Raw genomic sequence first — 14,532 nt, 5'->3', positions numbered from 1 at the left:
GGTGATCCTTTGAGGAGGTATGTTCCGGCAATTTTGGCTGCTGTGGTAATTCTGCTGGTTCTCATAATAGCTGGCAGTATATCTATAAAACAATCAAATCCCCCCAAACAGCAGGGGATATTGCTTTGTGTTGCATTTGATCAGCACTTATACAGGCCTGACACGGGAAACTACATGATACAGGGGGAGACATCGGTAATCTATTTGACTACGATCCTCAGCAAGGGTAATTTGAGGAATGTGACAGTTGTCAACATGAGCAGCACTCTGGAGAATGCAGATCTATATCTGATTTTTGTCTCTGGTGAGGAGAAAGTGGAGTTCAGCGGAAGAAAAATGGTTGTATCAGCCAACTCATCCGAGGGTATTGCTGCTGCAGTTGACAGGCTTCTGCTAGAGCTATCGAAGAACATAAACTTGGGACTTGATCCAAAGAGGGAGTATCTTGTGATAGTTGATCCCAACAGTGGGAAGCAGTTCGGCATACCATGGCTTGGAAAACTTAGCATGGAAAGAGTAGCGAGAGTTCCTGTAACAGGAGATCCCTCGGAGATAGTAAAACTACTAAGGCGCTGATAATGGCGTTTTCGCTGATTAGCTCTAAGGCTCCAATTAGGCTCTTTGCATTTTTATATTCGCTGCTTTTCCTTCGATTAGCATTCAGCTAATTATCCTGACTATGCCGTCATTATATAGCTCCTTATTGTCAGTTACTCTATGCCTATTCCCACTAGAAAACTCTAAAACCTATGATCTCCGGTTTTATGTCCCAATAATTAATCTTGGATTTTTTCCTAAATTAACATTGTTTTTGAGAAAACGGGCCCGGCGGGACTTGAACCCGCGACCTACGGCTTAGAAGGCCGTCGCTCTATCCTTGCTGAGCTACGGGCCCAACGTAGCTCAACTTTATATTGACTCTCCTCCCCTACTACCTAGGATAGATATGGCGAGGAGGAGGGTCAACAGGAGGAAGAGCTCAGGCTATTTAAATATTGACTCGATAGTGGAGTCGATAGCTTCAACAGGGGACAGGAGGATATACGCTGTTAGGAAGGTCCTGAGGATCTTGGAGGATGTGACGGGAAAGGGATACAAAGAAGCAATAACGGATATTGTAAAGGGGAAGATGGATGCATATGAGACAATAAGGAGCTTTCTTGCCAAGATACAGGAGGAGAAACTTGCGCCAAAGACCCTGAAGTTCTACCTTCACCTTCTAATAAGGATGCTGAGAATGGCAGGTGCAGAGATAAGATCTGATATTCTGAGGTATAGAATTATGCTTCCTCCTGCGAAAGCTGTCAGAGCAGATAGGGCTCCAACTGTCGATGAGCTGAGGAAGATACTCAGCGTCATGGGGTTAAGAAATAAGGCGTTGTTTTTAACATTAGCATCGACTGGGATGAGGCTAATTGAATGCCTTCAGCTCAAGGTATCGGATCTCCACATGGAATCAGATCCCCCATATGTGGACGTAAGGACCGCAAAGACTGGTATTGTGAGGAAGGTTTACCTCACAAAGGAGTGTGTGGAGATATTAAAAGAATATCTAAAAGATAGAGAGAGGAAAGGTGTAAGAAGTGAATGGCTCTGGCCTAGGAGGGGAGATCCCGATAAATTTCTCAGGAAAATCCATGCCCAGCAGTACTGGTATTCAGCGATAAAGAAGGTTGGAATGGACTACAGGGACAGCAGCGGGGGATACCAACTTCATATTCACTCCTTAAGGAAGTTCTACAGGACTCAGCTTGAGAGAGCAGGGGTATCAAGGACAACGATAAGCCTCTGGATGGGACAGGTTACAGGACTTGATCTGAGCTACTTTAGACCATCAGAGCCAGAGCTAATAGAAGAATGGAAGAAAGCTGAACCTTTCCTAACGATATACAAGACTGAGAGCCCAGAGAAGATAAAGAATGAGGCTGTTATAGAGGCAATAAGGAGGTTTGCAGTGATGATGGGAATAGATCCAATGAGAATAAGGATAGAGAAGGAGAGGGAGCTTGGTAGAAAGCTAACGGAGGAGGAAGAGCTGATGCTTATAGAGAACGAGATGAAGAAGATTAGGGAGGGATCTGGAGATCCGAAGAAGATAGTGAGGGAGGAGGATTTAGAGAAATACCTGAGGGAGGGATGGGACATATACACGATACTTCCATCAGGGAAAATAGTGATAAAAAGAACTGCATAATATTGAATATCAAATATTATAACTCAAATAAAAACTTTTATTTAAGCTTGTAAATAAAAAGTTTTGCCTTAAAATATAAGAATAAAGGCTTATAAGCCATAAAGTCCTATTTTTCCCGATGATAGAAGATAATCAAAATAGCTTACAGAGGAAGAGTATGAGTAAAAATGCGGGTAAAGAGAGACAGAGTGAGAAGGGATCAGGATATCCAAATTTTCCCATAGAAGAAAGGCTTAGACATGAGCTAGAAAGGCTCAAAAGAGATACAGGGCTTGGATTTGAGCTTGATGTAGTTTGGATGCCTCAGGATAACAAGCTCTCAGGTGAGGTTAAGGGGAAGAAAATCTATGTCTATGAGGAGGATGAAGAAAAAGCGATTGAAACTCTTTATCATGAGTTCTTCGATTACGCTGTTTCAAGGGCAATAGAGCCATACAGGAGCGTTTTGAACTCCCTCATAAGTTGTTTAAATGAAATGTGTTACAGAAGAAAAGAAGAAATTGTCGAGAGCCTTAGTAGGTTTGCAAGGAAGGGGAGGTGAGCATCAGGGAGAGGAAAAAAGAAAGTAAGGTGATCTCCGATGGAGACCACACAACTCAATAATAAAAAGCCTGAAGAAGAATATAAAGATTTTGATCAGATAGCTGAGGAGATAGCCTATTATTTGAGAGATGAGCTGATGGAAGAGCTGACTGAGAATAAAGCACCTCCCCCTCATAAATTTGCTAGAGTCTTAACGGAGAAGCTCAAGGAATACATTCCTATACGGACTTTTGTCGTTAAGGACAGGGTTATAGGGATTTTTTATCTACGATAGGGGGATTTACAGAGAGGGAGAGAAGGATCTAGAGAGGCTTTTCTCTAAGGTTATGTTTCTTCTGGGCATGGAGAACAGAAGTAGGAGATATGTAGGATATAAAACGGACTTTATGAGCATACTGAGGGATTCAACATATACCGAAGCGGATTTCAATGAGAAGCTTATTCTTTATGAGGACATGGTCCTCGATTGGGAAGCCTTCTTCTATCATAGTGATTCCCTCAGTAGCTATGCTTTCTTCCCGTCCCCAGATCTCTATGTATTCCACAAAATACCACACAAAATTGATCTGGAAACTCTGGTGAACTATAGTGATAAGAGCTATGATGAGGTCCTAGAAGGTTTTAGAAATGAATGCACTATATCAAAATATTATGAGGATTGGGCAGGAGATAAGTATCCGCTTCTCCTTGAATTAACAGGATATCCCCTCTTAGCAGGAAAATACCCGTTAAAAAGTCTTTTTGTGATCTGGGGCGACAGGGATTCAGGAAAAACAACATTTTCTCAGCTTTTAATCTCTCTTTTAGGAAAAGATAACATAGCAAGCACACCAATTCAGGATTTAGCTTCAGGTTCTATGAGATTTTCCAGAATAGAGTTGTATCACAAGTTAGCTAATATATGCGATGACCTTCCCAACAAAATTGTTCATGAGACAGGATGGATAAAGGAGATGACAGGAGAGAGCCTAATTAAAGGTGAGAGGAAATTCAGAGATCCGATCTACTTCTACAACTATGCTAAACTGATATTTCTGTGTAATAATCCGCCAATCGTGGAGAATGCCGACAATGCCTTCTGGTCTAGGGCTGTCTGTCTGGAATTCCCGAACAAATTTGAGAGAAATGAGGGGATTAAAAAAGCAATTATTGATGATCTTTTACCAAAAGAAGCACCTAAGCTATTAGCCTTTAGTCTATTAGCAATAAGAAATGCCTACATCGAGGGAAAATTCAGTTTTCAGGACACACCTCAAGATGCTAAGAGGAAGTGGATGAGGAGATCCGACTCGGTTTTCAACTTTATAGAGACAGGAAAGGAAGAGGGATGGCTAGCTGAGGAAGAGGGAGTCAGAGAAGAGGCTTCTTTCCTTTATGATCTCTATCTGAGGTTCTGTAATAATGAGGAGATCGATAGCCTTTCTAGGAGGAAGTTCACAGAGAGGATGGCTGGGCTAAAACATACCAGCTATGCTGACAGAGGTAAGAGATACTATAAGGGGATAAAGATCCTGAGGGATAAGCTACCTGATCACCTAAGAGGATTTACAGGATTAGAGTAATGTCAACATATAGCTCTACGGAACATACGGATTTCGGCTATTATTATTTCTCCTATATAACTTTGGCTTCTATGAGGGTTAATAATGGCTGACTTCTGCATGTTCTGTAGTGTCCTATGTTTGAAATACATATCCATATCTTTGCTGCTCAGGGCAGGAGTCAGCTGACGATTCCGAAGGTCAGACCTAGGTCATCCCTTTTAGGTCTGTCCTCCTCAGATACCTGAGGAAGATAAGGGATTACCTGAGAAGCGAAAGGTTGTCTGGATTCATCATTCCCTGTGTGCGCTTAAAAGCTATATGCAGATCTGACTATATCCGCATGTGCATATGAATTAGCTGCATCCTACTTCACGTTCAATAAAGCAAATCCGATCGATACAGGTTACTATGAGATCTATACAGGCATAAGCTTGACCCATCCTAGCTAAAAATAATGCTCTAGCATCTTTATGCGTGCAACCGAATACTCTTGGAAGTAATGGGGGAAAGCAGGAGATATTGGGGAATATTAGGAATAGAGCATATATTACAGGGATCTCCCTTTTCTTTGATAGCAGGGTATCAGATGGTAACAGAGGGAAGCAAGCAATAACAGGGGCAACATTACCTAGTAACAGGATGATATCAGATCAAAACAAAAACAGAGAAGGCTTTTATTTTCCTTCCTCTCTTTTCCTCGATGCCCTTAACTGAGGAGAAGATAGAGGAGATAAAAAGGCTCTATTCCGAGGGAAAAAGCACAAGAGAGATAGCAAAAGCTCTGAGAGTCTCATTCAGGGAAATCTCCCAAGTCCTAGGCGGTGGAATCGAGAAACAGCTCAGCGAATTGGCAGAGCTTCAGAGCGAGATTGACAAAAAGGTGGATTATCTCCTCAAGATGATGGGAAAGCTCCGATTTTCCCTCTTCTCCATGGCTTATGCCATTGCCAAGCTTTTAAGAACTGATGAGATAGTTTTATGTCCCTTTTGCTATGAGTGGATGGCTCCAGTACCATCTGAAGATGGAGATAGATTTCTATGTCCTAAGTGTGGGAAAACCCTTGCTCAACTTTAAAGCGTGCATGTGGCAAGAAGCTGAGGAGTGAAACCCCACAAGGAGACCTGAAAGGCATAATCTCCGGTGTACTGATCCCAATAATCGGCATGTGTGCAAGATGTAGGAAATCTTTAAGTTTAAAACTCAAGAGAAAAGTAGTAACCTTTATAAATCGGTTTTCTTATCGACATAAGACGAAGAAAATAGGATAAAATCCGGGTTTATTTACAAAATATCGGCGTTTCCAGCCTACTTCCATCTTTAAGGAGGAAGAGAAAAGATTATTCCTGCTTTTTAATCTTTTTTCAAGAAAAGGATCTCTGTATTTGCTTCTTATCTGACAGAAAAGTTTTTAAAAAAAAAAGTTAACTGATTGCCCGCCCTTAAAGGGCGGTGATACGATGTCCAGAAATGGAGTGGGAAAGGTCTGTATCCTTGTCCTGGTCTCTCTTCTTCTGTTTCAGACAGCAACTCCACTATATACACAGGGAGATAGAACAGGGGGACTTCAGGGAAGCTCAGTAAATCAGAGGACAATAGAGAAGACATATGACGTGAAGCTCATAACCGGCGATGTTGTGAAGGTAGGGCTGGTGAACAAGACATTACAGGTCCTTGCAATAATGCCGGTAGATCCAACAGAGCTGAACAAGGGGTTCAGGGTATTCAGGGATGGAAAAGGTCTTTACGTGATACCAAGCAATGTGGACCTCAGGAAGTTCGACATAGAGCTATTCAACGTGGAATATCTTGTGGAGGAGGGATACTGGAACCAGAGCGAGATACCTGTGATAATACAGATGAAAAGGGAGGGGTATCCCTCTATAAGCTCTCTTATTGCCGAGAGAGGAGGGGAAATAGCCCCTGTCTACAGGCTTGTTCCAGCCTCAGCTGCAAAGATACCTGTGAATAAAGCGAGGGACGTGGTAAAGGATCTTGTTTCCAATGCATATATGGAGAAGATATGGCTTGACAGGAAGGTTCATGTGCATTTAAATGAAAGCGTCCCGCTTATAGGTGCCCCATCCGTCTGGAGCCTGTATAATGGAAGCGGGGTTAAGATAGCGATACTTGACACAGGCATAGACAAGAACCATGAGGACTTCTTCTTCCCGAACGGGACGAGCAAAATAAAGGTAGAGGTGGATTTCACGGATGATTACGATACATTTGACCACTTTGGCCACGGAACCCATGTTGCAAGCATAGCTGCCGGTACAGGAGAGAAGTCGATCATCACACCTATGGTTTCAGAAATTCAATCTGCAATATCAAGATCTTACGATGACAGGTTTGCTAGAATATCCACCAATGGAACACACATAGCCATGGTTTGGTATTCCTATTATTCTGGTAACTGGGATATCTGGTTTTCATTGTATGATGGGCATAACTGGGCATCCCCACAACAACTAACAACAGATGGAAACCTTGACGTATATCCCTTTGTCACATTCCTAAAGGATGGGAGGATATTAGTTTTATGGGCCTCAAACAGAACAGGAAATTACCAAATCTGGTACAAGGTCTACGATAATGGAGTGTGGAGCCAAGATAAACATTTGACAACAGGTCCCGATTGGCATGTATATTCTCCTGTTACTCAGCTGTCAAATGGCTCAATAGCCATTACATATACCTCTAATGCCTCATCAAATGAGGATGTATGGTTCGCTATCTTAAATCTTGATAGCAGTAATACATTAAACTGGGTAAGCAACAGAAGGCTAACGAGCGCTAACTCAACAATGTGGTTATACTCAAGCTCAATTGTCCAATCTCCCGATGGAAGGATCTGGGCATTTATATACGACATATATCATTTTAACTTCACCACCAACATAGGTGGAATTACTCAAATATATTACAACGTTTCAACAGATATGGGTACAACATGGTCAGGAGGGCTCTTGGCCAGCGGGTCAGGGTTTGTTAATCCATCAGCAGCTGTATTACCTGATGGCACAATGATGCTGGTGTTTGAGGGCGATGATCTAGCTAGAAACATAACATACACCATATGGTACATGGTGTATCAAAATAACACTTGGTCACAGCCAAGGATACTTACACCCGGCAAATATTTGGCTGTTCCCTCTATTGTTTATGCGGCAAATCTGGGCAAGTTCTGCATAACAGCTCAAAACTGGATAAATTCCGACTTAGAGAATGATATCTTCCTCTTAACCATCCCTATATTCAGAGGAGTTGCACCTGGCGCCACGCTGTGGAACGTGAAAGTGCTCAACAGGTACGGGGTGGGTTATGAAGATTGGGTAATTAGTGGCATAGAATATGCAGCACTGGGTCCTGATGGAAAAGCAAACACGGGGGATGAGGCAGACATAATAAGCATGAGCCTTGGTGCATCTTACTGGAGCGATGGGACTGATCCCCTATCCCTTGCATGCGATAGAGCTGTAGATCTTGGAAGGATAGTTGTTGTCGCTGCCGGAAATGTTGCTGGATACTTCACAGTTGGAATTCCTGCTGCATCCAAGAAGGCCATAACAGTTGGTGCGAGCACAAAACAGGATGAAATTGCAGGGTTCAGCAGCAGGGGCTCCACAAGGGACTTCAGGATAAAGCCCGATGTGGTGGCTCCAGGCTACAGAATATGGGCTGCTTTAGCTAGGGGATCGATGATTGAAAAATGGGCAATGAACGGACGGATTCCGGCAATAGATGTCGATGGAGATGGAGTCTATGACTACGTAAGGCTCAGCGGGACGAGCATGGCTACTCCTCATGTCTCTGGGGCGGCTGCACTTATAAAGCAGGCGAGGGGATTTGATCCGAATACGGTGAAGAACGTGCTGATAAGCACGTCGAAGGATCTGGGATACGACGTTTACACACAGGGAGGAGGGAGGATAAACGTTCCAGCTGCCATGGAAACACAGCTTATACCTGATCCTGCTACGTTCAGCTTGGGAGGAGTTGCAGGTGGTGTATACAACTTCAACATAACCTTCAGGAACACTGGAACTAGCTGGATAAACATAACACTGAGCCCAAGCCTAAAGGAGGTCTTTTATGGCTATGATATGACAGATAAGGTGTCCCTGAACTCAACTGAGCTGAATATCCCTGCAGGTGGACAAAAAGCAGTCAATGTGGAGATAAATGCAACATCTTTGCCATCAGGCCTGTATAGTGGTGTTGTTGTGACTAACTACACGGTTGAGGGCTCTGATGTCCATGTGATATTCGGCCTCTTGAGGATGAACGTGGTGCATGTCAGGTTCCTCGGCCTCGATGGAAACCCATTGGGTAATGCATTTGTCGGTGCATTCAAGGCGTATCCATCCTGTGAGGAGATGGAAAGGGGGACGGCAAGGTGGACATGGGGAATAACGGATGAAAATGGTGCGATAGATTTGAACCTGCCTTGGTCCGGCACATACTATATCATTGGTGCCGACTGGTATAAACAGTACTATGCCGATGCCTATGCTGTCAACAAGACCAATGTGACAGGGGACATGAGCGTGACACTGGATCTGAGAAATGCCCATAAACTGTCGTACTCGCCTCCAGGCCATGTGATAGCCTCGCTCTCCGATGGTCTATTCTATTACTATGTAAACAGGACATGCATGCGGGGTATTGCTTATGCATTCTGGAACTGGTGGTACTATCCCTCTGTCACGGACATATACGTAACGCAGACAGATCTCACGCTAGGCCTCTACTACCAGTATTACGACAGGAAGTACATCAATGTGGTGGATCCGAGCACTTTAATCTCACCCGAACTGTATGCTATTGCCTTCTCCAAGACGAATGTGACAAAAGACGAGATGCTGACATACAATGAGGCGGATCTAGCGAAGGTGATCAAGGAATATAGGACTGCTCTCACCCCATCGATAGGTGCTTTGATGCACAGGGACTATGTGCTCATACTTACGGACAAGGGCTCAGGATGGACCTATCCGTTCGGGATGCCGAGCCTCTCATGGGCCATAAGCTCTCCAAGGCAGGTGACTGAGTACATCACACCCGGAATGTACTGGACAGGCTATGACAAGAGAAACGATCAGCCCGGTGTTATAACACCCTACTTCAGCTATTGGGCTGAGGAAGGATACCCGATTCCGGGAACATATTCGATAGCATCAAATGCACATCCTCTGCGTCCTGCCCTACGACTCGGGGTGTACGGAGATTACTTAGATGTACTTGGGGTATTTGAGAGTCCATACCTCAATACATCAAAAGGAGAGATATACTATAAATATGAGCCCTTAGGGTCAGCTCTGCTGAATCTCGTCGTGAAGAGAAATGGAACGGTAATCTATAACAGAAGCACATGGGGACTGATACGGACTTCTCTTAGCATAAGTCCTCCTGCAGAAATAGAGATTGATCTAAGAGGAGAGAGTCTTATGAGGCTCTCTGGATATGCGTACATGAGCACCAAGTTCAACATATCAAAGGGCGAGGGATGGTGGAAATTGCTTGATATAATCCCCTACATAGAGGGGCTTGACATGAACAACTCTCATGCTCCGGGCAATGTAACAGGGCACCTAGTTTCAGGGCCCATATACCCATTCAATGTGAAATCGGTGGAGTACTCGCTGGATGATGGCAAGACATGGAGCACAGTTCAGACACAGCTCATAAGGATAAATACATTGTATGGATCCATATTAGACTATAAGTTCCTGCTGAAGAACATCTCTGAGGGCAACTACGTCTCCATAAGGGTGAACTTCACCGACAACAAGACGATATCGAGCTTCACTGTGCTGAGAGGGTTCTACATCCGCTCAGCACTTCCATCAGTTCCGATGGCGGAGATAGCGGGTGCTTACGTCGATAAGGGCGTCATAAAGATGGCAGTGTATGCGGAGTGCACCTCCCCGATAACACAGATACAGTACTCAGTCGATGGGAACATAACCGGAGCAGTGCCAGTTGGGAATGTAACGGCGACCACGGTGGAGATAGCGATAAACGGCACCTCGTACAGCGATGGGATGCATACGATAGGGATAAGGGCGTTCACCTCATCGGGATCAGGCCCATGGGTCTACAAGAGGTTCTACGTCAGGACTTTAAGCAACAGGTACAATCTGATTGCCCCATTCCTCCCAGTGCCTTCCAGCTACAGGGCATCCGATGTGGCGAGGGCAATAGGCCCCTCCGTGACACTGATAGCTGGATGGGATACAGGAAAGCAGAGGTTCTTCGGGTACATTCCTGGGGTGAGCAAGCCTGAGGAGGACTTCCTGTTCTCGCAGGGCTACGGCTACTTCATCCACCTCACCTCACCGCAGAGGTATGTGGAGGTCGAGGGCTAGGAGGGATAAAATGAGACAAAAACTTCTCCCAATTTTTTTAATCCTTCTCCTATCGATCTCTGCAGTCTCAGCTTCGGCACAGGGAATCCCTGTTGGAGTATATGGATATGTGTACATGCCAGATGGAAGTCCAGCAGCAGGAGCATCTGTGACAGTATCAGGAGGGGGGGACACAGCAATCACAACAACTGACAGCAGCGGACAGTATCACGTTGTCCTCACAGTGTCGAGCATTCCTGTAACGGTCACGGTGATGGCATCGAAGGGAGGATATTCTGGAACTGCCTCAGCAACAGGAGAGGGGACAATAAGAGTCGATGTTCGTCTTAGTGCACCATCACCAGCAGTTGTTGTTGTGCCTGCAGCAGCTGCTCCATTCAACTTCACGCTTGAGATAAGCCCTTTATCAGATGCTGCTCAGCAGGGCGTGAGCAAGCAGGTAAAAATAACAGTAAACCTTGTAAGTGGCTCACCTGAGCTGGTAAGCCTCAAAGCTACGGGAATACCGCCTGGAGCAAGTGGGGAATTTAGCCCTTCATCGGGATATCCGACGTTCACAAGCATACTCACGATATCAACATCAGAATCTACTCCACCAGGGACATACACAATTAAAATAGAGGCAGAAGGGGGAGGGTTAAAGAGGGAGGCTGTGTACACTCTGAATGTAATTCCAAAAATACCTCCAATTCAGTATTTCATGGATCATCTTGGCAATTTAACTGGAAAAACAGTGGTCTACAGGAAGGTGATCGAGGGAAAGACTGTTGAGGTGGTGGTGGACTACAGGACGATAATAAAATATGAGAAGACTGGCTACTGTGGATTGGAAAACATGCCCCCTGCCTACAGCATCGATGAACAAATAAAGCAGTGGAAAGCAGGATACTCAAAGAACAGGATGTATTATGGAGTTGATGGCTGCTGGTACTGGGTTTACTTCCCTGCAACATACAAGGAATGACTTAAAATTCCCAATCCTCTTTTTTATTGTTTTGTATCTTTAAGATTTAATAGTAGATAAAATTTACTAATGAAGGATCTTTCACAAGCTTTTTATACTTGAAATGTAAGTTTTCTTGTGAAGGTTGAGTATGTATCGTTGTTTATCCTCCTCATTCCTTTAACTGTCCTGGCAGCCCAGTCGGACAAGATAGATCCAGCCCTTCTTGGTTTAATAAGGGAAAATCCATCATCTGAGGTCAGGATAATAGTTGAGCTCTTTGAGAGGCCTACTAATGAGCAGATAGAGGTGCTGAAAGGGGATGGGATGAATGTGACACATGTTTATAAGATAATAAATGCGGTTGCCGGAACAGCCCCAGCTGGGAAGATAGAGAGGATAGCTGGCCATCCATGGGTCAAGAAGGTTTGGCTTGACAGGACTGTCAGGGCATTGGAGGAGAATGAGCCAACGAATGAGACATCAGAGAACGGAACATCAAGGGAAATGGTCAGTGAGGTTCCTGTCTTCATACCCTTACTAATTGTCCTCCTTGTTGCTGTTGCCATCCTCAAGATATTCAGATAGAGGCATAAGAGGACTTTTAGAAGAACTAAATGTAGGATCGGAGGGCTCTTTATATGATTGATATAGGCATCTCCTGTTCACTGAAAAGCCTGCCCTCCACTGGGATATCTGGTTATCAGTGTCAAATGGAGGCGGTATGTTGTTCAATCCGCAGTACTTCGTCTTCTTTGCCCCCATTATCACCCTGTAGTCCACTGAGACAGTGACCTCCTTTCCTCCAATTACCCTCCGGTTGATCTGTCGAGCTGCTGATTTATGGAGAAGAGCTGATCTGTACAAAGGCTGAGGAAGGAGAGCTGGAGGATCAACAACAGGAAAACAACGCTTTTCATTTTAGATAAAAAAGTTTTTATTTTCTATGTTTTACTTTTTTTATCCAAATACCTCAGTGCTCATCCTTGGAGTAGGCCTTCAACTCAAGGGCCGTTGAGATCAAGGCTGTTACTATTCTTCTTGGGATCTGTCGTTTAATGTAGATTCATCATCTATCCCTTAGCCCTATATAAATATTTTTAGCATTATATAATATCCAACATCATAATAATAAATTTAAAGGAAAATATAAAAAATTTAAATATATGCATTAGATTCATTCAGGTAGTACATTCTTTTGTCTTGAAAACGTTTCAGAAACGTTTCATCAACAACATTTATATACTGTTTCAGCCAGCATCGGGTGCCCGAAAGGGCATCTCAAAAAGGTGAGAAAATGAGGAAGGCAGCGATGTTGTTGCTGGTGGCCCTTCTTGTGGGGGCTCTGCCAGCTGCCGCAACTCCGATATCCATGTTCCCGGAGCCCTTTGTTAAGGCGGGCACAATATACACAGCAGATGGAAAGGCGACAATGGCAATAATAATAGGCGACAAGGCTGCTTCAGTGGACATGATAGGGGCTGCAATGCTTGCAATGAAGATTGGATCCCATCTGTACTACACTAATGCACCATATGTGGATGTTGAGGATGCTGCAGCACATGGAATCACACTGTACTATGGTGGGCTTAAGGTGGACAGCTATAGTATAGCTTGGTCAAAGTTCCTAATCCTTAATGCAACCGATGGAACGCCTTTTGTGTGGAATACAACAACGGAGAAGGAAGGATCCAAAGTAAATGCTAAACCAGGCATGTTCTTCAGGGCAGGACCTGGGTTAATAGTAAAGGATACAACTGTTATACACTGCAACCCTGATGTAGGAAAAGCAGGCTACGATTATGTAATAATGCCCCTTGACTGGATGTCGGTATACCCGGCTTCATTCCACTATATACTAGGTGAGAATGTCACTAGCCTCCACAGAGATCTTGCTCTCTATGCTGGGACAGGAGACAGACTTTCTGGAAAAGGATTCTTCCTGCAGTACTATCCTGTTGAGCTCTCAAATACCACGGGAGATATAAACATACCCTGGCTTGGATTTAAACTGCATGTAAACATGGTAAAGATCGATAAGAGTCATAATTACGCCCTGCTTACAATGATAGATCCAAGCAGCGGTAGTGTTGTCGCATATCTTAACATTACAGCAAATAGTGAATATACAGGAGAGGATTATAATGGAGACTATGGTAACGTCACAGTGATAGGAGATCCCAATATTTATGTTGGAACTAAGTGCACAGTGAATGTAGGAGGCATTAAATACAGTGAGTGTGTTTATGGAGTTCCATACTTTGCAATAGATAGCGGATTATGGAAACCTCTTCCCGGATTTGGCGTCATAATTGCAGCCTTTAATTCCACAAAATTCACGGCAAACGCGACAACGATGGAGATAGGAGGGATACCGGATAGCACTATAACGGCATTATGGGGTCCAACAGCAAAGAATGGAGTATCCGCACACTATCCTGATGCCGCTAAGACAGCTGCTGCCAGATTCAACAAGACAATAGCGCCTGTTTCAGGAGCCTGGGGTATATTCAACGTATCCGGAGACTCAAATGGCTGGACGTACATATGGTCAGCAGATGCACTTCCATGGTTCAAGGGCAATGTGAACGCGTACTTCTTCGCAAAACCAAACCAGATGTACGTATTCAATGGCTCATATGGGATAGACAAATGGGAGTTCAATGTAACAAAGCACATAGGATGCTATGATTACATATTCACATCAATAGGGAACAGGACAGAGGTAGGAAAGGTTACATGCCCGCTCACAGAGAAACCTCCAAAGGCTGAATACTACTGCACATACATATGCGGTGCATATGCTGGAGTGTACTGGCTCAAGACAGATACCCTGGAGTCAGGCATATTCTGCCCATACTTCAAGACAGAGGATATGTGGGTAACTGATGCATATGGAGGAGCTATCTCACTGAAGAAGAATGCTACTGTGGTCACAC

Annotated in this window: 11 protein-coding genes and 1 tRNA gene; 10 read left to right on the top strand and 2 right to left on the bottom strand. The window is 44.2% G+C overall.

Annotated elements, in window-relative coordinates:
- The first annotated feature begins 9 nt into the window (after nt 1–9).
- Nucleotides 10–576, top strand: coding sequence for a hypothetical protein (locus D6D85_RS07215; protein WP_125671395.1), 567 nt, complete (start codon nt 10–12; stop codon nt 574–576).
- Between the two features lie 244 nt (nt 577–820).
- Here D6D85_RS07215 and D6D85_RS07210 read toward each other — a convergent pair.
- Nucleotides 821–895: transfer RNA gene (locus D6D85_RS07210), tRNA-Arg, on the bottom strand.
- 51 nt (nt 896–946) lie between these two features.
- On the opposite strand from D6D85_RS07210, the gene D6D85_RS07205 reads away from it, so the two are divergent.
- From D6D85_RS07205 to D6D85_RS07170, 8 genes are all read left to right on the top strand, one after another.
- The gene (locus tag D6D85_RS07205; RefSeq protein WP_125671394.1) at nt 947–2,194 is read left to right on the top strand and encodes a tyrosine-type recombinase/integrase; all 1,248 of its coding nucleotides are present in this window, start codon (nt 947–949) and stop codon (nt 2,192–2,194) included.
- Nucleotides 2,195–2,312: 118 nt separating this feature from the next.
- The gene (locus D6D85_RS07200; protein WP_125671393.1) at nt 2,313–2,735 is read left to right on the top strand and encodes a hypothetical protein; all 423 of its coding nucleotides are present in this window, start codon (nt 2,313–2,315) and stop codon (nt 2,733–2,735) included.
- Nucleotides 2,736–2,774: 39 nt separating this feature from the next.
- On the top strand, nt 2,775–3,011 hold the full coding sequence (locus D6D85_RS07195) for a hypothetical protein (RefSeq protein WP_125671392.1): 237 nt from the start codon (nt 2,775–2,777) through the stop codon (nt 3,009–3,011).
- A 67-nt stretch (nt 3,012–3,078) separates the two neighbouring features.
- Nucleotides 3,079–4,299 (top strand): DNA primase family protein, encoded by a 1,221-nt coding sequence (locus tag D6D85_RS07190; RefSeq protein WP_161969742.1) that lies wholly within the window; start codon nt 3,079–3,081, stop codon nt 4,297–4,299.
- Nucleotides 4,300–4,981: 682 nt separating this feature from the next.
- Nucleotides 4,982–5,356 carry a hypothetical protein gene (locus D6D85_RS07185; RefSeq protein ID WP_125671390.1) on the top strand — a complete coding sequence of 125 codons (375 nt, stop codon included), beginning with the start codon at nt 4,982–4,984 and terminating at the stop codon, nt 5,354–5,356.
- A gap of 383 nt (nt 5,357–5,739) precedes the next feature.
- A complete protein-coding gene (locus D6D85_RS07180; RefSeq protein WP_125671389.1) occupies nt 5,740–10,650 on the top strand; it encodes a S8 family serine peptidase in 4,911 nt (1,636 codons plus the stop codon).
- Complete coding sequence (locus D6D85_RS07175) at nt 10,631–11,614, top strand: COG1470 family protein (protein ID WP_125671388.1); 984 nt, start codon at nt 10,631–10,633, stop codon at nt 11,612–11,614. The genes D6D85_RS07180 and D6D85_RS07175 overlap by 20 nt, the downstream gene beginning before the upstream one ends.
- 117 nt (nt 11,615–11,731) lie before the next feature.
- On the top strand, nt 11,732–12,181 hold the full coding sequence (locus tag D6D85_RS07170; protein ID WP_125671387.1) for a protease inhibitor I9 family protein: 450 nt from the start codon (nt 11,732–11,734) through the stop codon (nt 12,179–12,181).
- Here the strand turns inward: D6D85_RS07170 and D6D85_RS07165 are convergent.
- Nucleotides 12,134–12,460, bottom strand: a complete 327-nt coding sequence (locus D6D85_RS07165) for a hypothetical protein (protein ID WP_125671386.1) — start codon at nt 12,458–12,460, stop codon at nt 12,134–12,136. The genes D6D85_RS07170 and D6D85_RS07165 overlap by 48 nt on opposite strands.
- A gap of 430 nt (nt 12,461–12,890) precedes the next feature.
- On the opposite strand from D6D85_RS07165, the gene D6D85_RS07160 reads away from it, so the two are divergent.
- Nucleotides 12,891–14,532: hypothetical protein (locus tag D6D85_RS07160; RefSeq protein WP_133308298.1), on the top strand; the 1,642-nt coding region annotated here is incomplete at its 3' end.

Source organism: Candidatus Methanodesulfokora washburnensis (assembly GCF_003947435.1).
In the GTDB taxonomy this organism is placed as follows: domain Archaea; phylum Korarchaeota; class Korarchaeia; order Korarchaeales; family Korarchaeaceae; genus Methanodesulfokora; species Methanodesulfokora washburnensis.
Note: the sequence above shows the minus strand (reverse complement) of the source record. Positions and strands in the feature narration are given on the sequence as shown.

What these genes read in the sequence shown, in the direction of transcription:
- D6D85_RS07200 (WP_125671393.1), top strand. Translation starts at nt 2,313, where the DNA reads ATGATAGAAGATAATCAAAATAGCTTACAGAGGAAGAGTATGAGTAAA.
- D6D85_RS07205 (WP_125671394.1), top strand. Translation starts at nt 947, where the DNA reads ATGGCGAGGAGGAGGGTCAACAGGAGGAAGAGCTCAGGCTATTTAAAT.
- D6D85_RS07180 (WP_125671389.1), top strand. Translation starts at nt 5,740, where the DNA reads ATGTCCAGAAATGGAGTGGGAAAGGTCTGTATCCTTGTCCTGGTCTCT.
- D6D85_RS07185 (WP_125671390.1), top strand. Translation starts at nt 4,982, where the DNA reads ATGCCCTTAACTGAGGAGAAGATAGAGGAGATAAAAAGGCTCTATTCC.
- D6D85_RS07195 (WP_125671392.1), top strand. Translation starts at nt 2,775, where the DNA reads ATGGAGACCACACAACTCAATAATAAAAAGCCTGAAGAAGAATATAAA.
- D6D85_RS07190 (WP_161969742.1), top strand. Translation starts at nt 3,079, where the DNA reads ATGGAGAACAGAAGTAGGAGATATGTAGGATATAAAACGGACTTTATG.
- D6D85_RS07175 (WP_125671388.1), top strand. Translation starts at nt 10,631, where the DNA reads ATGTGGAGGTCGAGGGCTAGGAGGGATAAAATGAGACAAAAACTTCTC.